This is a genomic window from Dyella sp. 01N448 (assembly GCF_056399225.1).
In genome coordinates, this window is sequence record NZ_JBFTQX010000003.1 from 810640 (window position 1) to 830314 (window position 19675).

16 protein-coding genes are annotated in these 19675 nt (G+C 64.6%); 11 read left to right on the forward strand and 5 right to left on the reverse strand.

Translation table 11 applies throughout. From position 1 onward, the window contains the following. Window positions 1-3: 3 nt before the first annotated feature. From AC1DKY_RS07855 to AC1DKY_RS07880, 6 genes are all read left to right on the forward strand, one after another. On the forward strand, window positions 4-1032 hold the full coding sequence (locus AC1DKY_RS07855) for an aspartate-semialdehyde dehydrogenase (protein ID WP_441603473.1): 1029 nt from the start codon (window positions 4-6) through the stop codon (window positions 1030-1032). After that, window positions 1032-1322 (forward strand): hypothetical protein, encoded by a 291-nt coding sequence (locus AC1DKY_RS07860; protein ID WP_441603472.1) that lies wholly within the window; start codon window positions 1032-1034, stop codon window positions 1320-1322. The genes AC1DKY_RS07855 and AC1DKY_RS07860 overlap by 1 nt, the downstream gene beginning before the upstream one ends. Before the next feature lie 182 nt (window positions 1323-1504). Then, a complete protein-coding gene (locus AC1DKY_RS07865; RefSeq protein WP_441603471.1) occupies window positions 1505-3865 on the forward strand; it encodes a motility hub landmark protein FimV in 2361 nt (786 codons plus the stop codon). A gap of 117 nt (window positions 3866-3982) precedes the next feature. After that, window positions 3983-4750, forward strand: a complete 768-nt coding sequence (truA, locus tag AC1DKY_RS07870; protein WP_441603470.1) for a tRNA pseudouridine(38-40) synthase TruA — start codon at window positions 3983-3985, stop codon at window positions 4748-4750. After that, window positions 4747-5376, forward strand: a complete 630-nt coding sequence (locus tag AC1DKY_RS07875; protein ID WP_441603469.1) for a phosphoribosylanthranilate isomerase — start codon at window positions 4747-4749, stop codon at window positions 5374-5376. Before truA ends, AC1DKY_RS07875 begins: the two co-directional genes overlap by 4 nt. 50 nt (window positions 5377-5426) lie before the next feature. Next, window positions 5427-6431: a cupin-like domain-containing protein gene (locus tag AC1DKY_RS07880; protein WP_441603468.1), complete on the forward strand. Its 1005-nt coding sequence runs from the start codon at window positions 5427-5429 to the stop codon at window positions 6429-6431. A 245-nt stretch (window positions 6432-6676) separates the two neighbouring features. Here the strand turns inward: AC1DKY_RS07880 and AC1DKY_RS07885 are convergent, their stop codons facing one another. Then, window positions 6677-7573: a LysR family transcriptional regulator gene (locus AC1DKY_RS07885; RefSeq protein ID WP_441603467.1), complete on the reverse strand. Its 897-nt coding sequence runs from the start codon at window positions 7571-7573 to the stop codon at window positions 6677-6679. Window positions 7574-7682: 109 nt separating this feature from the next. Here AC1DKY_RS07885 and trpB point away from each other — a divergent pair, with 109 nt between their 5' ends. The 3 genes from trpB to accD are packed head-to-tail and all read left to right on the forward strand — an operon-like array spanning window position 7683 to window position 10615. After that, window positions 7683-8891, forward strand: coding sequence for a tryptophan synthase subunit beta (gene trpB / locus AC1DKY_RS07890; RefSeq protein WP_204635509.1), 1209 nt, complete (start codon window positions 7683-7685; stop codon window positions 8889-8891). Further along, complete coding sequence (trpA, locus tag AC1DKY_RS07895) at window positions 8888-9688, forward strand: tryptophan synthase subunit alpha (protein WP_441603466.1); 801 nt, start codon at window positions 8888-8890, stop codon at window positions 9686-9688. The genes trpB and trpA overlap by 4 nt, the downstream gene beginning before the upstream one ends. Before the next feature lie 54 nt (window positions 9689-9742). Continuing rightward, window positions 9743-10615: an acetyl-CoA carboxylase, carboxyltransferase subunit beta gene (gene accD, locus AC1DKY_RS07900; RefSeq protein WP_441603465.1), complete on the forward strand. Its 873-nt coding sequence runs from the start codon at window positions 9743-9745 to the stop codon at window positions 10613-10615. A gap of 616 nt (window positions 10616-11231) precedes the next feature. Here the strand turns inward: accD and AC1DKY_RS07905 are convergent. Next, a complete protein-coding gene (locus tag AC1DKY_RS07905) occupies window positions 11232-11804 on the reverse strand; it encodes a phosphatase PAP2 family protein (RefSeq protein ID WP_441603464.1) in 573 nt (190 codons plus the stop codon). After that, window positions 11773-12933, reverse strand: a complete 1161-nt coding sequence (locus AC1DKY_RS07910) for a glycosyltransferase family 4 protein (protein WP_441603463.1) — start codon at window positions 12931-12933, stop codon at window positions 11773-11775. The genes AC1DKY_RS07905 and AC1DKY_RS07910 overlap by 32 nt, the downstream gene beginning before the upstream one ends. Window positions 12934-13103: 170 nt before the next feature. On the opposite strand from AC1DKY_RS07910, the gene AC1DKY_RS07915 reads away from it, so the two are divergent. Then, window positions 13104-13538 carry a DUF4399 domain-containing protein gene (locus tag AC1DKY_RS07915; RefSeq protein WP_441603462.1) on the forward strand — a complete coding sequence of 145 codons (435 nt, stop codon included), beginning with the start codon at window positions 13104-13106 and terminating at the stop codon, window positions 13536-13538. Here AC1DKY_RS07915 and AC1DKY_RS07920 read toward each other — a convergent pair. Continuing rightward, window positions 13525-14268, reverse strand: a complete 744-nt coding sequence (locus AC1DKY_RS07920) for a transporter (RefSeq protein ID WP_441603461.1) — start codon at window positions 14266-14268, stop codon at window positions 13525-13527. The genes AC1DKY_RS07915 and AC1DKY_RS07920 overlap by 14 nt on opposite strands. Window positions 14269-14386: 118 nt before the next feature. Between AC1DKY_RS07920 and gltX the strand changes: the two genes are divergently transcribed. Further along, window positions 14387-15787 carry a glutamate--tRNA ligase gene (gene gltX / locus AC1DKY_RS07925; RefSeq protein WP_441603460.1) on the forward strand — a complete coding sequence of 467 codons (1401 nt, stop codon included), beginning with the start codon at window positions 14387-14389 and terminating at the stop codon, window positions 15785-15787. A 149-nt stretch (window positions 15788-15936) separates the two neighbouring features. Here gltX and tssM read toward each other — a convergent pair whose 3' ends face one another. Next, a complete protein-coding gene (gene tssM / locus AC1DKY_RS07930; protein WP_441611067.1) occupies window positions 15937-19647 on the reverse strand; it encodes a type VI secretion system membrane subunit TssM in 3711 nt (1236 codons plus the stop codon). Window positions 19648-19675: the final 28 nt, after the last annotated feature.

A 19675-nucleotide genomic window follows, 5' to 3' on the forward strand; every position in this document is an offset into this window, starting at 1 on the left:
AACATGAGCAAGAAGAGCAGCTACAAGGTGGCAATGGTCGGCGCCACCGGCGCCGTGGGCGAGACCCTGCTGGCGATCCTGGCCGAGCGCGAATTTCCCATCAGCGAACTGGTCCCTCTGGCCAGCGAGCGCTCCGCCGGTGAGAAAATCAGCTTCGACGGCAAACAGGTCACCGTGCGCAACCTTGCCGACTACGATTTCGACGGCGTCGATATCGCCTTCTTCTCGGCTGGTGGTTCGGTGAGCCGCGAGCACGCGCCGCGCGCCGCTGCCGCGGGCGCCGTGGTGATCGACAACACCTCCGAATACCGCTACCAGGACGATATCCCGCTGGTGGTGAGCGAAGTGAACCCGCACGCCATCGCCGAGTACACCACGCGCGGCATCATCGCCAATCCCAATTGCTCGACCATGCAGATGCTGGTGGCGCTGGCGCCGATCCATCGCGCCGTGGGCATCGAGCGCATCAATGTGGCGACCTACCAGTCGGTATCCGGCGCCGGTCGCAGCGGCATGGAAGAACTGGGCAAGCAGACCTCCGCGCTGCTCAGCTTCCAGGAAGTGGAAACCAGGAAATTCCCCAAGCAGATCGCCTTCAACGTGATCCCGCACATCGACGACTTCCAGCCCAACGGCTACACCAAGGAAGAAATGAAGATGGTGTGGGAGACGCGCAAGATCCTCGAAGACCGCACCATCCAGGTGAACCCCACCGCGGTGCGCGTGCCGGTGTTCTACGGCCATGCCGAGGCGGTGCACATCGAGACGCGCGAGAAGATCAGCGCCGAGCAGGCGCGCGCACTGCTGGAAAGCGCCGACGGCGTGGTGGTGATGGACGAGCGCAAAGCCGGTGGCTATCCCACGCCGGTGGGTGATGCCGCCGGGCAGGACCCGGTGTTCGTCGGCCGCATCCGCGAGGACATCTCGCACGAGCGCGGCCTGGACCTGTGGATTGTCGCGGACAACATCCGCAAGGGTGCGGCGCTCAACGCCGTTCAAATCGCAGAACTTCTGATCGAGGACTATCTGTAATGAAGCATGTGCTGACCGGGTTGGTGATGTGCGCTCTGGTATCCGTGGTACCCGCTCGGGCGGCACAGCCGTCAACCTCGCCGGCCGCACAGGCCGCCGATCAGAAGCAGTTGGATCAGGCCATCGAGAAGCAGCAGGCCGCGCTCAAGCAGCTGCAGGGCGACGTGGCGCGTGAAGAAAGCAAGTCTCACGACACCGATGCCAAGCTCAAGCAGCAGGATCAGACCATTGCCGAGCTCCAGGCCCAGCTGAAGGCCGCGAAGGCGGCACCCCCGTCCACCGGGCATTGAGGGCAGGCGGCGACCCCCGGGTCACCGTTTTACGAGAACAAGCACCTGCAAAGTGCTGTAAATACTGATCAACGCTATTGTTGATTGGCTTGTATCTAACTAAAGTGACGCCTCGTTGCAGGCGCTGCCGTTTTTCGGCATGCGGATAAGAAAACGTCACGGGGTCGTTCGGGGGAAACACGATGAATCGTTCGTTGAAGCTGTCGATGCTGCTGGCGCTTGCCCTCGGCAGCAGCCAGGCAGCCGCGCTGGAACTGGGTCAGATCCAAGTGAAATCCGCCCTCGGGCAGCCGCTGCTGGCCGAAATTCCGCTCAATCCCGCCAACGCGGCCGAGCTGGAGAATCTCACGGCCCGGCTGGCTTCCTCCGAGGATGCGGCCCAGGCCGGCGTCGCGGCCGGTCCCACGGTTCCCCTTTCCTTCGCGGTGGTGGATGGCGCCAACGGCAAGAAGGTGATCCGCATCACCAGCGCCGCCCCCGTCAATGACCCCTATCTCGACCTGCTGGTCGAGGTGAACAACGCCTCGGGCAAGAGCCTGCGCGAGTTCACCATCCTGCTCGACCCGCCGGGCAGCGCTGTCAGCAGCGTGCCGGCAACGCGCGCGCCGACCCAGTCCACCGGCAAGTCGTCCCGCCGCGCCACGGCGAGCCCGCCGGCCGCGACCAGCACCGAATCCACCGCCGCCGCTCCCGCGCCGGCCGCAGAACCCAAGCCGGCCAAGCCCGCGCCGACGCCGCGCGTGGCCGCCAATGGCACGTTCACGGTGGAGCGCGGCCAGACGCTGTCCGCCATCGCCCACGAGACCGCGCCGCAGGGCGTGGACATGAACCAGATGCTGGTGGCCCTGAAGACGGCCAATCCCGACGCCTTCTATCGCGACAACATCAACGCCCTGAAGAGCGGCGCGGTGCTGCGCGTACCGTCCAAGGAAGACGCCCAGTCCATGACCGCGGAAGCCGCGGTGGCCGAAGTGCGTCGCCAGAACAGCGATTGGCGCTCCGGCGCTGCCCGCACCCCGACCACGGTCGCCGATGCCGGCACCCGGGCCAACGCCTCGTCGGCGCCGACCTCGGGTGCGGCCGGTGGCGATCACCTGGCCCTGGTTCCCGCGAAGGAAGGCTCGGACAACGCCGCCGGTCGCGGCAGCAAGGCTGACAAGGCCGCTGCCGAGAAGGGCATGGCGGCGCTGCACCAGGACCTCCTGCGCAGCCAGGAAGCCCTCACCTCGCTGACCAAGCAGGGCGATGAGCTCAAGTCGCGCCTGAAGGACCTGGAAGACATCAACAGCAAGAACGAACGCTTGCTGTCGCTCAAGGACAACGAGATCGCCGAGCTGCAGCACAAGCTGGCGGACGCCCGCAAGACGGGTGGCCAGCCGGCCGCAGCGGCCACGGCGCTTGCCTCGGCACCCGCCAAGGCTGCCTCGGTGAAGACCGCCGAAGCCGATACCGTGGTGAAGGCCAACGAGCCGGCCACCACGCCGGCGGCAGCTGCAACCGTTGCCGGCGTCACGCCGGCTGCCAGCACCAGCGCACCGGCCCATGCCAGCACGGCAGCGCTCGCCGCCGCCAAGCCCGCGGCGGCCAAGCCTGTAATCCAGGCCAAGCCCGCTCCCGTGGCGGATGAAGAACCCTGGTTCATGCAGACCTGGGCCTGGGGTGCGGGTGCGGCGGTGGTCGTGCTCGGCCTGCTGGCTGCGCTGCGTGGACGCAGCCGCAAGACGGCAGCCCCGGCAGCGGCAGGCGCTTCGTCGCTGGCCGATCGCTTCGGCACCGTCCCCAACGGCGAGGGCCTCAGTGCCGATCCCGATCAGGACGAGCTGCTCGACCAGCTCGCCGAGCATCCGGATGACATCGGCCTGCACCTGGAACTGGTCAGCCTGTACTACAGCCGTCGCGACGTCGATCATTTCGAAGCCGCCGCCGAAGCCATGCATGCGCATATCTCCGACGAGCAGCAGCCGGAGTGGGTGGATGTGATGCACATGGGCGAAGACCTGGTGCCGGAGCATCCGTTGTTTGCCCATGGCGCTGTACATGCACACGCCGACGACGAGCACGAGGCACTGGATCAGTTCGACCTCGGCAACTATGCCAAGGATCACAACGACATCCCGCCGATCCCGACGCCGTCCGTGCAGCATGCGCCGAAGGTCAGCGGCTATCACTTCGACTTTGACCTGACCCCGCGCCCGGCGCAGGGGCAGGCTGGCGCCGCGGCATCGTCCGCCGCGAAGGAAGAACCGGCAGACACGAGCTGGCACTTCGAAGAGCCCGAAGGCGAGCCCCTGGTCGAAGAGCACGCGCATAGCGTGAATCACGGCCTGGACCATGATCTGGAAGCGGAAGGCGAGCACACCCTGGGCAACCAGCTCGGCGGTCATTTCACCGACGATCCGGTGGATACCAAACTCGACCTGGCGCGCGCCTACCTCGACATGGGCGATCCGGATGGCGCACAGGCCATGCTGGACGAAGTCCTGCACGAAGGCACGCAGATGCAGAAGGACGTGGCCAAGCGCTTGCTCGAGAGCATCCGATAAGCAGTGAAGCCGGCGGCTGCGCCGCCTGTGAAGGGTAAATAGTGAAAAACGGCGCCTTCTGGGCGCCGTTTTGCTTTTTCCCTTTACTATTCACTCTTTACCCTTCACTGCTCTCCCATGCGCATCGCTCTAGGCATCGAATACGACGGCACCGAGTTCTCCGGCTGGCAGCGGCTGACCCACGGCGAGACCGTGCAGGGTGCGCTGGAGCGGGCGTTGTCGTTCGTGGCCGCACAACCGGTGGAAGTGACCTGTGCCGGGCGCACCGATGCCGGCGTGCATGGCCGCTGCCAAGTGGTGCATTTCGACACCGACGTGCAGCGCGATATGCGCGGCTGGACACTGGGTACCTCGTCCAACCTGCCCAGCACGGTTGCCGTGTTGTGGGCGCAGCCGGTCGATCCCATGTTCCATGCGCGCTTTTCCGCGCGCAGCCGCCGCTACTGCTATCGCATCCTCAATCGCCAGGTGCGCGCCGCGCTCGACGCGCGCTATGTCACCTGGGAACGCCTGCCGCTCGACGCCGAGCGCATGCATCAGGCGGCGCAGGCCTTGGTGGGCGAACACGACTTCACCGCGTTCCGCGCCATTTCCTGCCAGGCCGCGCATGCGCGTCGCCAGGTGCATGCGGTGAGCGTTCGACGCGAAGGCGAACACGTCATCATCGAGATCGAGGCCAACGCCTTCCTGCATCACATGGTGCGCAATATCGTCGGTTCGCTGCTGCCGATCGGTCGCGGCGAACAGTCGGTGCGCTGGATGCACGAGCTGCTCGAAGGCCGCAGTCGCGACGTGGCTGGCCCGACCGCGCCTGCCTCGGGGCTTACCTTTATCGGGCCGCGCTACGAGGCGCAATGGAACCTGCCCGCGGAGGTGACGCAATGACCCGCATCAAGTGCTGCGGCATGACCCGCATTGAGGACGCACTCCTCGCGGCGCAATTGGGTGCCGATGCCATCGGGGTGGTGCTGACGGCGCGCAGCAAGCGCCGTGTCACGCTCGAACAGGCGCAGACCATCGTGCGTGACTTGCCGCCGTTCGTGAGTTCCGTGGTGTTGTTGATGGACGACGAAGCGGGCTTTGTTCGCGAGGCGATCGAGGCGATCCAGCCGGATCTGCTGCAGTTTCACGGTGCGGAGTCGGATGACTGGTGCGCGCAGTTCGGGCGTCGCTATCTCAAGGCCATCGCGATGGGCGAGGGCGCTGCCGCATTGCCCGGCCTGCGTCGTTATCCCGGTGCGTCGGGACTGCTGCTGGATGGTCACGGCCTGGGCGAACCCGGCGGTAGCGGCAAGTCGTTCGACTGGTCGCTGATGCCGCGTGACCTGACGCAGCCACTGATTCTCGCCGGCGGCCTCACGCCTGCCAACGTTGCCGAAGCCATGCGCATCGCCAAGCCCTGGGGCGTCGATGTGGCCAGCGGCATCGAGTCGGCGCCGGGCATCAAGGATGCGCACAAGCTGGCGGATTTCATCGCGGCAGTCCGCCGGGCCGACGACCAGCGCATGTAAACGCCGGCCCGCTGCTAGCATGGCCGCCAGCCTTGCCGCCCAGGTTTCGCATGCCCGTACCCATCGAAGCATTCCACTACGAAGGCCAGCCCGATGCGCTGCAAGCCATCGTCGGAGGCGATCGTCCGCGGGTCATTCGTGGGTTGGTGAAACACTGGCCGCTGGTCCAGGCGGCGCGCGAGTCGGACCGCTCGTTTGCCGGGCAGCTGATGGCAGCGGACAACGGCTCGCCGGTCGATGCGCTGTTGATGCCGCCCGAGGCGGATGGCGTGGTCGGATATCGCGGCGACGCCGAGGCATTCAATTTCACCCATCACCGGGCGTCCGTCACGCAGGTGCTGCAGCGCCTGCTGCAATTTGCCGAGGCCGCTGACGCACCCGGCATGGCCTTGCAAAGCGCTCCCATCGCCGGCTGTCTGCCGGGTCTGCTTGAGCATCACCGCTTGCCGCTGCTCGACGACGCGGTGAAGCCGCGCCTGTGGATCGGCAATCGCGTCACCACGCCTGCGCACTTCGACGAGTACGAGAACATCGCCTGCGTCGTGTGCGGCGTGCGGCGTTTCACGCTGTTTCCGCCGGAGCAGGTGCGCAACCTGTATATCGGCCCCTTGGACTTCGCGCCGACCGGCGCCGCCATCAGCATGGCGCGCCTGGATCAACTGGACGATCCGCGTTATCCGCGCCTGCAGGAGGCGATGGCGCATGCGCTGGAGGCCGAGCTCGAGCCGGGCGATGCGATCTATATCCCGCCGATGTGGTGGCATCACGTCGCCTCGCTCGGCAAGCTCAATGCGCTGGTGAACTACTGGTGGAAGCGCACGCACGGCAGCGCACTGGCGCCGAACACGCGCCTGGGCGGGCTCTTGCATTGCATCCTGCTGTTCAAGTCGCTGCCACCCGCGGAGCGCGCCGCCTGGCGCGAGCTGCTCGATTACTACGTGTTCGATGACGAAGACCCTGCGGCGCATATTCCCGAGGAACGTCGCGGCTGGCTGGGCGAGCTCGATGAGGAACAATCGCGCAAGCTGCTTGAGCGTATTCGCCAGTACCTGTGAGCTTGCGTGATGTTTTCCACAGCCAATGTGGATGCACACAGACAAAGCTTGTGGACAAGTGTCCTATCTCGTTGACGGCAAAGATGTCCTGACGCGTTGATGCGAGTTTGCGCATCGCTTCCATCGTCGTCGCGCAGGTTTTCCACAGCGCATGTGGATGCCTGCGGGAAAAGCTTGTGGATAGGTGGGCTATCCCACTGACGCAAAAGCACTCGGCACGCATTGATGCGCAATTGCACAGCGGGTCAGCTGCCTTGTTCGGCGAAGGCGGCCTTCAACCACTCGGCGAGCGGTGCGACTCGCGCATCGGAAACGCGGGCGGACGTGACCAACACCCACTGAGGGCGTATCTCGTGGAACCCCCACGGCGCCAGCAAACGTCCCGATGCCAGATCGCCCGCCACCAGTTGCGCCGGCGCGATAGCCAGTCCGCGTCCCGCCACCGCGGCTTCGATCATGTGATACAGGTGCGGATAGCCCTGTCCCAGCGTCAGCTGTTTTGCGGGCAGGCCCATGCTCTGCGCCCAGTGGTCCCAGGCCTCGGGACGCGATTGCGTATGCAGCAGCATCTGCTCCTGCACGGCCTGCGGGCGACTGCGTGTGAATCGTTGCGCCTTGGCGTAGCCCGGGCTCGCCACGGGGCCGATGCGCTCGTTCGCCAGCACAGTCACCTGCCAGCCGGCCGGCCACGGCGGTTCGCCTGCCATGATCGCCGCGTCGAGTCCGGCCAGTGTTTCATCGAAGCTGGTTTCCTGCGGGCGCAGATGCAGGTCCAGTTCCGGCAGCTCCTCCATCAGTCGTTCGAGGCGGGGAATCATCCAGCGGGCCAGCAGGCTCACCGGGCAACCCAGCACGAACGGCGCATGCGCCGTGCCGGTGCGCAGCTCGTCGCAGGTTTCGCGCAACTGGCCGAAGGCCGCCGTGCTGGTATCGCGCAGGCGCTGGCCTGCTGCGGTGAGTACGAGGCCGCGGCCCTGGCGCTGGAACAGCGACGTGCGCAGGTCTTCTTCCAGTGCGCGAATGTGCCGACTTACCGCGCCGTGCGTGACATGCAGCTCGGCCGCGGCCCGGCTCACGCTGCCCAGGCGGGCGGCGGCCTCGAAGGCGAGCAGGGCGTTCAGCGAGGGCAGGGCGCGGGGCATGGGACCTGTGAGTTTTCCTGACAAGTGGTAGCCATGATATCGCTTTTTGCGGTCGGCGCTTTCGGTTAGTTTGGGCGCTGTCTTTCTGTGACTTTACCGAGTGCCATCCATGAGCAAGATCGACTTCAGCGCCTATCCCGACGAACACGGGCGCTTCGGCAATTACGGCGGCAGCTACGTCGCCGAAACCCTGATGGCGCCCCTGGCCGAACTGACCGAGGCCTATCTGCGCCTGCGCAAGGATCCCGAGTTCATCGCCGAACTCGATCGCGATCTGAAGTACTACGTGGGCCGTCCCAGCCCGGTGTATTACGCCGAGCGGCTGAGCCAGCACGTGGGCGGCGCGCGCATCCTGCTCAAGCGCGAGGACCTCAATCACACCGGCGCGCACAAGATCAACAACACCATCGGCCAGGCGCTGGTGGCCAAGCGCATGGGCAAGCCGCGCATCATCGCCGAGACCGGCGCCGGCCAGCACGGCGTGGCCAGCGCCACGGTGGCGGCGCGCTTTGGCCTCAAGTGCGTGGTCTACATGGGCGCGGTGGATATCGAGCGGCAGAAGATCAACGTCTACCGCATGAAGCTGCTGGGCGCCGAGGTGGTGCCGGTGACGTCGGGTTCGAAGACGCTCAAGGACGCGCTCAACGAAGCGATGCGCGACTGGGTCACCAACGTGGCCGACACCTTCTACATCATCGGCACCGTCGCCGGCCCGCATCCGTATCCGCTGATGGTGCGCGACTTCAACGCGATCGTAGGACGCGAGGCGCGCGAGCAGGTGCTGGAACAATTCGGTCGACTGCCGGATGTGCTCACGGCCTGCGTCGGCGGCGGTTCCAATGCGATCGGCCTGTTTCACGCGTTTCTCAACGACGAAGGCGTTCGAATTGTCGGCGCGGAAGCGGCAGGCGAGGGCATCGCCACCGGACATCACGCCGCTTCGCTGGCAGCGGGTCGCCCGGGCGTGCTGCATGGCAATCGCACCTATGTGCTGTGCGACGACAACGGTCAGATCACCGAAACGCATTCGGTCTCCGCGGGTCTCGACTACCCGGGCGTGGGCCCGGAGCATGCATTCCTGAAAGATGCCGGCCGCGCAGAATACGTGGGCGTCACCGACGACGAAGCGCTGGAAGCTTTCCACCTGCTGGCGCGCACCGAAGGCATTCTTGCCGCGCTGGAATCGAGCCACGCCGTGGCGCAGGCAATCAAGCTTGCGCGTGAATATCCAAAGGATGGCCTGGTGCTGTGCAACCTGTCTGGCCGAGGCGACAAGGACGTGCACACGATTGCCGCGCGCGAAGGAGTGCAGGTATGAGCCGCATCGACCGCCGCTTCGCCCGTTTGAAGGCCGACCAGCGCACCGGACTCATCCCGTTCGTCACCGCCGGCGATCCCTCGCCTCAACACGCCGTGGCGCTGATGCATGCGCTGGTCGAGGCCGGCGCCGATGTGATCGAGCTGGGCGTGCCGTTCTCCGATCCGATGGCCGATGGCCCGGTGATCCAGCACGCCAGCGAGCGAGCCATTGAGAAAGGCGTCGGCTTGGCCGACGTGCTTGGCTGGGTCTCGGCATTCCGCCAACGCGATGCCGACACGCCCATCGTGCTGATGGGCTATCTCAACCCGATCGAAATCCATGGCTATGCGCGCTTCGCCGCTGAGGCAGCACAAGCCGGCGTGGACGGCGTGCTGGTGGTGGATTGCCCGCTGGAGGAATCGGCCGTGCTGCAGCCGTTGCGCCAGGCCGGTCTGCAGCAGATCCTGCTGGCCGCGCCGACCACCGCACCCGGGCGTATGGTGCGGTTGTGCGGGTCGGCCGAGGGTTTCCTGTACTATGTATCGTTCGCCGGCATCACGGGCGCGGCACGACTGAGCACTGGCGATATCGCAGCCCGCGTGGCCGATATCCGGTCGATGTCGAAGGCCCCGGTGGCCGTGGGTTTTGGCGTGCGCGACGCGCAGTCGGCCAAGGCCATTGCCGGCTTCGCGGATGCGGTGGTGATCGGCAGCGCGCTCGTGGAGCGCCTGGCCGGCGCGGACGATGTCGCTGACATCACCGCGCGGGCGAAGGATTTCCTGGCGCCCATCCGCGCCGCGCTGGATGCGCATTGAGAACACGCTGCGTTCATGACGCGGCGTCGCGTCATGAACGTTTGAGGTGTTGCGATGAACTGGCTCCAGAAAATCATGACTCCCCGTGCCCGCACGGATGCCACCGGCAACGCCGGCAAGGGCAAGGTGCCGGAAGGCGTGTGGGAGAAGTGCGGTGGCTGCGGCACGGTGCTCTACCGTCCGGAGCTCGAACGCAACCTGATGGTCTGCCCCAAGTGTGGCCACCACCACACCATCGAGGCGCGCCTGCGCCTGGATGCCTTGCTTGATCCGGGTTCGGCGCAGGAACACTGGGCCAGCATGGAGCCGAGCGATCCGCTCAAGTTCCGCGACACCAAGAAATACCGCGACCGCATCGTGGCGGCGCAGAAGTCCACCGGCGAGAAGGACGCGCTGATCGCCATGAGCGGTCGCCTCAAGGGCCGCCCGCTGATGGCGGTGGCTTTTGAGTTCAGCTACATGGGCGGTTCGATGGGTTCGGTGGTCGGTGAGAAGTTCACCCGCGCCGCCGAACGCGCCCTGGCCGAGCGCAGCGCCCTCGTGTGTTTCGCCGCCACCGGCGGTGCACGCATGCAGGAGTCGCTGTTCTCGCTGATGCAGATGGCCAAGACCTCCGCCGCGCTGGCGCGAATGCGCGATGCCGGCGTGCCGTACATCAGCGTGCTCACCCATCCCACCACGGGCGGCGTGTCGGCAAGCCTGGGCATGCTGGGCGACATCAATGTCGCCGAGCCGAAGGCCTTGATTGGCTTCGCCGGTCCGCGCGTGATCGAGCAGACCGTGCGCGAGACACTGCCGGAAGGCTTCCAGCGTTCGGAATTCCTGCTCGAGCACGGCGCCATCGACCTGATCGTCGATCGCCGCGAAATGCGCGACAAGCTGGCCGATCTGCTCGGCATCCTGATGAAGGCGCCGCGCGTCGCGTAAGCGCTACGCTGCGTTGATATAAAAAAACAGCGCCCACGTGGCGCTGTTTTTTTGTGCCAAGCCTTCGCGACCTCCCTGTGGGAGCGCACCCTGTGCGCGACGGTGCAGCGCGCACAACTCGCACCTTCCACATGCTCCATCGAAGCCGACAGCAAACGGATGCGGGATGCGCGCCTGATCGATACTGAGGCAGCATGTGTCGCGCACAGGGAAGTGCTACACAGGAGTGCAGTCTCGAATCTTTTCCACAGTTCTCGTGGATAGCTCCTGCATAAGCCTGTGGACAACTGCATGCCATGGCTTTGTCGACAACGACTTGCGACACCGTGCTGAACTTTTGCTCAGCTGCGCCGATGTTTTCCACAGCGTTTGTGGATGTCACTCGCGCAAACCTGTGGATAAGCAACGCAACTCGTTGCTGCGCAAGGAAGTCATTACGCGATGACGAAATAGTGACCAGTGATGCCGGCGCATGACAGGCCGGTTTTCCACAGCTGATGTGGATGGTCGCGAGCAAAGCCTGTGGATAGATGACCTATCTCACTGATGCCAAAGCGATGGCGACGCAGTGATGGCGAAATGCGCAACGCACGCTGCGCTGGTGGGCAAGCGGGCTTTACGCCACCAGCACGTGCAGCGGCAGCAGCCACAACGACAATGCGCCGAGCGCACTGCCGATCACCGTCGCGGCAATCACGTCGCTCGGATAGTGCAGCCCAAGGATCACGCGCGATGCACCCACCAGTGCGGTGAAGGTCAGCAGCAGCGGCGCGAGCAGCGGATACCAGGCCAGCGCCACGACGGTGAAGCTCACCGCCTGCAGCGTGTGGCCCGAGGGGAAACTGAATTCATCCAGCGGCGGCACATGCGCGATCACGCCGGGGCAGGCGCGGAACGGGCGAGGGCGGCGTGTCCAGCGCTTGAGCAGGCGATAGAGCAGCAGGGCGGTAAGACCGGTAAGGGCCATCTGCGCGGCAGCCAGCAAGCCGCGTCGGCCGTCGACCAGGGCCAATACCGCCATCAGCGAATACCAGAACACACCATCGCCGAGTCGGCTGATGATGCCGAAGAACACGCCGACCGCGCGGCGCGTACCCCAGCGGTTGGCCGCCACGCACATGCGCCGATCAATGGCGAAGCGCGGGCCGGCGGGAAGTTCAGGCGTGTGCAGGGGCGGCAGCGTGCTCATGCGCGTTCTCCTTAGCCAGCTCAGCCAAAAGATGCTCGAACTCGTTGATGACCGCGTCGGGCGAGAGATTGGCGATGCTTGCGTGCGCCGCGCGACCCATGTGCCGGATCAGGCTGGCGTTGGAGGCAAGCATCACGGTCGATTCGATGAAGCTGCGTTCGTTGCCGGCATCGATGCGATAACCGTTCTGGCCGGTGTGCAGATGCTCGCGCGCGGCGCCTTCTTCATAGGCCACCACCGGCAGGCCGGAGGCCAGCGCTTCGAGGATCACATTGCCGAAGGTTTCGCTCAGGCTGGGGAACGGAAACAGATCCGCGCTGGCGTAGTGCTGAGCCAGGGCTTCGCCGCGCTGCATGCCTGCAAAGATGAAATCGGGGTTGGCCTCCTGCAGTGCGGCGCGCGCCGGACCATCGCCGACCCACACGTAGCGTGCTTTGGGAATCTGCTGCTGTACGGCGCGAAATGCGCGCACGGCCAGGCCGAGGTTTTTTTCCGCCGCGATGCGCCCGACGTAGAGCACGACCGGCGTGTTGCCATCCACGTTCCACTGCTCGCGCAAGGCCGCATTGCGATGGCGCGGATGAAACAGCTGCGTGTCGACCGCGCGGCGCAGCAGGCGGGCGGTATCCACGCCGAGCGCGTTCAGTTCGTTGGCGAGCGCTTCGGTGGGCACCAGCGTGGCGGCGGCGCGACGATGGAAGTTGCGCAGATAGTTGCGCACGATCGGCGTGAGAAAGCCTACGCCGTAGTGGTCGGCATACGCGTCGAAGCGGGTGTGGAAACCGGTGGCGGTCGGAATACCCAGGCGCTTGGCGGTGCGTACGGCTGACCAGCCCAGCGGACCTTCGGTCGCAACGTAGATGGCATCGGGGCGCAGGCGCGTCCAGCGGTCACGCAGGAGGCCACCGGCCGGCAGGCCAAAGCGCAGGCCCGGATAGCGTGGCAGCGATGCGCCGCGCACTTCCAGTGTGACGATGCCGGGCTCATCTTTGAAGGGGGTTTGCTGACGGGGACGTATCAGGTCGACCGTGTGTCCCTGCGACGCCAGTCCGGCGGCGAGGCTGTGCACGGTCAGTGCCACGCCATTGATTTCGGGTGGATAGGTTTCGCTGACTATGCCGATGCGCACTAGGGAGTACCGTTTGCTGGCCCGGTGCAGATTCCTCTGGTGGCGTTGCGGGGTCGTGGCGCAGGTATGACGCCCACATGACCGCCGTCGCGGCAGGTGTCGTCTGCGCACGCGCCCTTAGCGTTTCCATGGGTACACTCCAACCCTCTTGTCATGAAGGAGACATGCCGATGAAACGCTTTTTGCTCGCTGTTGCGCTTGCCGGCCTCACCGGCGGTCTGTTTGCTGCCGATGCACCGGGCCTGCCCGTGACGAAGGCGCCGGCGGGCGCCGAGGTCTACATCATTTCACCCAAGGACGGCGCCATCGTCGGCCAGGAAGTGACCGTGCAGTTCGGCCTCAAGGGCATGGGCGTGGCACCGGCGGGCGTGAAGAAGGAAGGCACCGGCCATCACCACCTGCTGGTGGATGTGAAGGAGCTGCCGGCCGCTGGCCAGCCCATCCCGAAGGACGATCAGCACCTGCACTTCGGCAACGGCCAGACCGAAACCACGCTGAAGCTGGCTCCGGGCAAGCACACGCTGCAGCTAGAGATGGCCGATGAAAACCACATCCCGTTCGAACCGGCGATCGTCTCCAAGGCCATCACCGTCACGGTGAAGTAAACCGCCCCAGGAACACCGACACGCCCAGGCTGACCATCCACAGCTGGGCGTGTCCGGCCACGCGAGCGCGCAGGCCGCCATCGAGCTGCACGCGGCGGTTCACCTGCCAGGCCACGCCGGAGCCCGCCTCCGTGCCGCTGCGCTCGCCCCGTTCGTGCACCTGGGCAAGCTCGACATAGCCCACCATCGAGGGGTTGAGCACATGGCTCTCGTTGAGCGCGAACGTGCTTTGCCCATCGCTGCCGCTGGCGGTCTGTTCGAGATAGGCGCCGACGCCGTCGTTGTCGGTGATCTGCCGGTTGATGTCCACGCCCAGCAGGTATTGCCGCTGCTCGTTGCGCACGGCGCGACTGCCATCGGTGAATTCCACGCTGCCCAGCACGCCCCAGGTCCACTTCGCATCGGCTTTGTCGGGCGCGAATTTGAGCGCGAGGATGGTGTCGCCGCGGCCGTGGTCCCAGCTGTCGAGGCCGGGGCCGGTGGTGTGGATCGCATTGAACGGCGAGGTACCCAGCTGGGCCTCGAACGGACCGCCAAGGCCGAGTCGGACCAGGCTGTCCGTGGTGTATTGGGACTGGATATGGCCGCTGCCCAGGTTGTCCCGGGTCCAGGTCGGAAGGCCTTGCTCGATGGTCACGTCCCCGGCATTGAGCGCTACCGGCGTGAAGCCAAGGCCGGGGCGGTCATAGCCTGGATTGTCGTCCGCGTGGGCGGCGTTGATTGCCAGCAAGCACGCCCATGCCGCCAAAAAAGCGACTGCGCGTGGGACCACGGTGATCCGTGGTCGGTTCTTGCTGCGGTATCGGCTAAAATTTCCCACTTCCTTATCGTCCCCGTCCAAGCAGCCCATGACCGTCCGCACCCGTTTTGCCCCCAGTCCCACCGGTTTCCTGCATATCGGCGGTGCCCGCACGGCGCTGTACTGCTGGCTGGAGGCACGCCGCCGCGGTGGTGCATTTGCGCTGCGCATCGAGGATACCGACCGCGAGCGCTCCACCGAAGAGGCCGTGCAAGCCATCCTCGATGGCATGAATTGGCTCGGGCTGACGCACGATGAGGGTCCGGTTTACCAGACGGCACGCCTGGAGCGCTACAAGCAGGTCGCCGACGAGCTGTTGAAAGCAGGTCTGGCCTACTACGCCTACGAGTCCAAGGACGAGATCGAGGCCATGCGCGAGGCCGCCTACGCCAAGGGCGAGAAGCCCCGCTACAACGGCTACTACCGCGATCGCAACGAGCCCTACCGCGACGATCCGAACCGCGTGATGCGCTTCAAGAATCCGCTGGAAGGCACCGTGGTGTTCGAGGACAAGGTGAAGGGCCGCATCGAGTGGGCCAACGCCGAGCTCGATGACCTGGTGATCTTCCGCTCCGATGGCTGGCCGACCTACAACTTCGCCGTGGTGGTCGACGATATCGACATGGGCATCACCGAGGTGATCCGTGGCGACGACCATGTCAACAACACGCCTCGCCAGATCAATATCTACAAGGCACTCGGCAAGCCCGTGCCGGAATTCGCGCACCTGCCGATGATCCTCGGCCCGGATGGCCAGAAGCTCAGCAAGCGCCACGGCGCGGTGAGCGTGATGCAATACCGCGACGACGGCTTCCTGCCGCACGCGCTGCTCAATTATCTGGTGCGCCTGGGCTGGTCGCATGGCGATCAGGAGATCTTCTCCGAGCAGGAGATGGTGAACCTGTTCGACATCGGCGACGTCAACAAGGCCGCTTCTCGCTTCGACGTCACCAAGTTGTCGTGGCTCAACCAGCATTACCTGAAGACCGAAGAGCCCGCGTCCATTGCGCCGGAATTCGAATGGCACCTCACGCAGGCCGGCATCGACTTCAGCAAGGGCCCGAACCCCGCCGACGTCATCGTCGCGCTGCGCGATCGCGTGCAGACGCTGAAGGAAATGGCCGAGCGCGCCAAGATCTGGTACGGCCCGATCACCGAGTGGGACGACAAGGCAGTCGCCAAGCATCTGCAGAACGACAGCGCCGTGGCGGTGCTCACCGAAGCAAAGAGCCTGATCGCGGATGTCGAATGGAAGCCCGAGCCCATCCACGGCGTGATCGAGCAGATCGCCGCCAAGCTCGAACTCGGCATGGGCAAGATCGCCCAGCCACTGCGCGTGGCGATGACCGGCACGCAGGTGTCGCCATCGATCGATCACACCATTTATCTCGCGGGTCGCGAGGTGGCATTGCAGCGTATCGACGACGCCATCGCCAAGGCGAAGGGCTAAGTCCGGTTTGGTTCGTAACCTGCATTAATGAGCCGCTATTCCCGAAGAAAGGGAATGCGGACGTGTGACCTGGTGCATCCACCTAGTAGCCAGAACCACGCTCCATCAAACGGCGCCCTGCGGCGTCTGATGGAGCGTGGACAGCACACTCAATTCGCCACGGGTTTGGCGGGTGGCGCCATAGGTTGTGTGCCCGGAGAGACCGATGCCGCGTCATCCCGCAACAAGGTGCGCGGCAGCGCGAAGTTATTAAAGATGCGTTGGGTAAACGGGTTGTTGGCCTTCTCAGCGCTGATGCGATAGCGCATCGCGCCACCATCGTCGGCGGTAAAGCTCAAATCGACCGTAGTGGGTGTAGTGCCCGTGAGCTGCGCGCGGCTCAACAGGCGAAACATGGACCAGGGGCCGCGAAATACCAGGCTGCTGCTGTTGCCACTGCTGTTGACCAGGGTGACGCGGCTGTCGGTGCTGCTACCCAGGCCGTTTGGCCACATCAAGCCAACACTGTTGCTGGGGCCGTGATCGTAGGAAATCAGCTGGCCTTCGATACCGAGCACGCTGCTGCGGCGATTGGCCGTCAGCCCCAGCGGCGTCACGTTGAATTGCACGTTCAGCGCGCCGCGATTGTTGAAGAATGCGTCGCGGATACGGTTGGCGGCTTCCAGCTGAGTGAGTACATCGGTGCGCACCAGATACCCTCCGCGACGCTCGGAGTACAGCGCATCGAGATTGTCCTCGAGGAACATCTTGAGGTATTTGTCGCGGAACTGCTGCAGTCGGCCCTGCGGTCCGAACAGGACTTCAAAGTCCTCCAGCGACGCATCGGAAGCGCTGGCCGGGTTGAACGGATAGCGTCCGGCCAAATGCTCGCTATAAAAGCTGTACACATCCGCATCCCAGCGTCGCTCCAGTTCGCGCAGGGCTTCGACGAGCAGCACCTGTGACGATTCGTCGGCGATTTTTTTAACTTGGCCGTTGAGTGGTTCTGGCAGACCCGTCGCGAAGCGCTGCAGGATCCCGATGGGGTCCTGGCCCTTCAAGGCGAAGCGGTCCAGCACCATGGCCAGAGCTGCCTTGCCGCGATCCGGGCTGTCTTGGACGCTCTTGACCGCATCGCGAACGTTGCCGACGGCAGCCATGGTTTCATCCAGATACGAGGGCTTGTCCCCCTTGGCCGTCAGCAAATCGGTCAGCGGGGCGAATGATCGGGCGACGTCCGCGGCCAACTGGCGGTTGGCAGCTTCGTTGGCGGAGGTGGGCGCCTTGAGCTTGCCGTCTGACGGCACCGGCGGGTTGAGCTGAGTGTTGTCCCGCACTGTTTCGACAAGGCGGCGCATCGGTGCGGCAGCACTGGTGATGCTTTCGAGTACGGTCACCGCCTGGCCGATGTCGTTGAAATCCACGACGTCGAGCTGGTTGATCCCCTGGCGCCAGTTCGCGATGTAGTCCGCGGTGTAAATCGTGCGAACACGGCCCGCCAACGCTTGCTTGTCGGCCTCGGAGTAGTCGATGTGATTGCGCTGGCCCAACGTCCACTCGTCGATCATCGCCAGTTCCGTCACGTCCTGGCTGCGAGGCTCGAAATATTCGTGGAAGCCGCGAGCGGTAAGCAGCGCGTCGATCTGTGTGGCGGGTCGTTTGGCGGCATCCGTTGCGCGGGCCTGATACACGACATCGAACGCCGGACCGATCTCTCGGCGCAAGTCCAAGGGTGCGTGCAAGGTGTCACCCGCCTGCTGTTGCATGCCCATGTAGACACGTTGCGGCGTGGGAATCTGCCGCAGATCCTGCTGCACCTCCGCCACACGCTCGCGGTATTGGGGCAGTTCCGCATCGACATACTTCATGGCGTAGTCAAGATGACGCATCAGGGCGTTCTGTTCGGTGCCATCACCTGGAAAGGCCTGATGCCAGTATCTGGCCATCCAGTCCTCCACGATGGGCGCGCGGCGGTTCTGGCGGTCCTCCATCATGCGGTAGACGCGTAGAGCGGCCAGCTCCTCGTTGCTGTTGGCGGGTGCGTCGTTCATGGCACTCATGACGCCGCCTGCCAGCTCCGGCAGGAAGCGCTTGGACAGCAATTGCAGATAGGCCTCGTCCACCTTGGGGCCGATCTTGCGGCCTTGATACAGGCCCATGTCGGAAACGATCGGCCACGCGTCGCGGTAGTCGCCATAGACCGTCACTGCGTCACGAATCTGATCCAGCGGCACCAGCAGGTTCCGCCCGGTGGGGTCCGACGCAGTATCGACGTGCTTGCCGCTGAAATCCCGGCTTTTGGCCAATACGTTCAACGCCAGATCGCGGTTCAACGTGTAGTAGTGGTACCAGCCCGCCGTGACCAACAGGCCACCCACCGTTGCCACGGCAAGGTGGATCAGCAAGGCGCGCTTCTTGTCGGCGATGACTTTGACGTTGTCACCTGCCAGCCCCGCTTCGGGATAAATGATGCGCTGGAAAATATGCTGGGCGAAATACACCGAGCCGCGTCCCGCGGGCTGAGCACGCGGTACATCTGCCTTAAGGTCAAACGCCTCCGCTGCGGCATTCACGAATGCGTTATTGAGTGCACCCTCCTGGAAGACGGAGGAGAAATAGACGCCGCGCGGCAGTGCCGGCGCACCCGATCGATCACTGGCAAGAACGTCGGAGAGATGGCGAAGCAATAGGGGAAGCAGGCCATTGAGTTCGCGGGTGAGTGAGAACAAACCCTCACGCTGCTCTCGTTCGAACGGTTCGCTCAGCGCATCGAACACTTGCTCGTTCAGACGAGCCACCATCTGGCCATAGCTCTGGGACAATTCTGCGATCCACGCATCGAAGTCCTTTACCGAATCCAAGGTAAAGGTGAAGCCGAGGATGTCTTCGCGCACGGCGCGCGGCTGGCGCGAGAAGAATGTCGCAAAGCCGTCGAGCTGATCCGCCTTGGTCAACACGACGTAAACCGGCGGCCGCGTACCCAGGTGGGCACCCAGGTCGAGCAGGCGCGAGCGAAGTAGCGTGGCCTGGGCCTTGCGGTCGCTCGGCTTTTGATTGAGCAGGGCGATCAGGTCGATCACCAGCACCACGCCGTTCAGGGGACGGCGGCTTCGATGTTGCCCCAGCCAGTCAAGCAAGTTCTCCCAAAGCAGAGGCAGCGTGCCTGCCGGCAGGACAACCTCCGATTTGTTCGAAGCGGACGTTGTATTCGGCGCGGGCTTTTGCGCAACGGGCGAGGCATCCGGGGGTGTCGAGCTCTCGATGAGGTCGGCCGGAGCGCCCGCGTCATTTTGATCGATCAGCTGGCCCGGTACATCGATCAGCACCGCCTGGTCGCCCATCCACCAGTCAATGGCGTAGGCAAGATCTGGATCGTCCGTCCGCTTGCTCGATGCCTTGGTGGCACCGGTGAGGTAGAAGTCCTGGTTGGAGCGGTTGATGAAACTGGTTTTGCCCGCATCCTCCGCGCCCATCACCAGATACCACGGCAGTTTGTACAAGCCCTGGCGGCCAGGCACGCTCGTCTTGAACACGGCCAGGCTTTGGTTGAGCGATCGTTGCTGGGCTTCGACGTGTTTCAGGCGCTTGTCATCCAAATGTGCCTGGGCCTTCTGCTCTTTGGCCTCAAGCGCCTTGTTGCGGCGGCGCAACCTTGTCGCCCACACCAGCGCAGGTACGAGCAAAAGCAGGACCGTCAGCAGGATGCGCACCGACAGCGGGGCCAGTGGCTTCTTGTCATGCCATGTCCATTGGGGACCCAGCCACCAGATGGCGATCAACAGAAAGGCCATGCCGAGCAGCAGTAGCACAGGCGTCGCGCTTTTGAACTGACGCAACAGGGCGGGGCCGTAGCGTTTGACGGGGGACAGATAGTTGGTCATGGAAACGTCCTTGGATGTCCTGCTTGCT

Coding starts and splice junctions, on each gene's coding strand:
- AC1DKY_RS07855 (WP_441603473.1), top strand. CDS start 4: ATGAGCAAGAAGAGCAGCTACAAGGTGGCAATGGTCGGCGCCACCGGC.
- AC1DKY_RS07860 (WP_441603472.1), top strand. CDS start 1,032: ATGAAGCATGTGCTGACCGGGTTGGTGATGTGCGCTCTGGTATCCGTG.
- AC1DKY_RS07865 (WP_441603471.1), top strand. CDS start 1,505: ATGAATCGTTCGTTGAAGCTGTCGATGCTGCTGGCGCTTGCCCTCGGC.
- truA (WP_441603470.1), top strand. CDS start 3,983: ATGCGCATCGCTCTAGGCATCGAATACGACGGCACCGAGTTCTCCGGC.
- AC1DKY_RS07875 (WP_441603469.1), top strand. CDS start 4,747: ATGACCCGCATCAAGTGCTGCGGCATGACCCGCATTGAGGACGCACTC.
- AC1DKY_RS07880 (WP_441603468.1), top strand. CDS start 5,427: ATGCCCGTACCCATCGAAGCATTCCACTACGAAGGCCAGCCCGATGCG.
- AC1DKY_RS07885 (WP_441603467.1), bottom strand. CDS start 7,573: ATGCCCCGCGCCCTGCCCTCGCTGAACGCCCTGCTCGCCTTCGAGGCC.
- trpB (WP_204635509.1), top strand. CDS start 7,683: ATGAGCAAGATCGACTTCAGCGCCTATCCCGACGAACACGGGCGCTTC.
- trpA (WP_441603466.1), top strand. CDS start 8,888: ATGAGCCGCATCGACCGCCGCTTCGCCCGTTTGAAGGCCGACCAGCGC.
- accD (WP_441603465.1), top strand. CDS start 9,743: ATGAACTGGCTCCAGAAAATCATGACTCCCCGTGCCCGCACGGATGCC.
- AC1DKY_RS07905 (WP_441603464.1), bottom strand. CDS start 11,804: ATGAGCACGCTGCCGCCCCTGCACACGCCTGAACTTCCCGCCGGCCCG.
- AC1DKY_RS07915 (WP_441603462.1), top strand. CDS start 13,104: ATGAAACGCTTTTTGCTCGCTGTTGCGCTTGCCGGCCTCACCGGCGGT.
- gltX (WP_441603460.1), top strand. CDS start 14,387: ATGACCGTCCGCACCCGTTTTGCCCCCAGTCCCACCGGTTTCCTGCAT.
- tssM (WP_441611067.1), bottom strand. CDS start 19,647: ATGACCAACTATCTGTCCCCCGTCAAACGCTACGGCCCCGCCCTGTTG.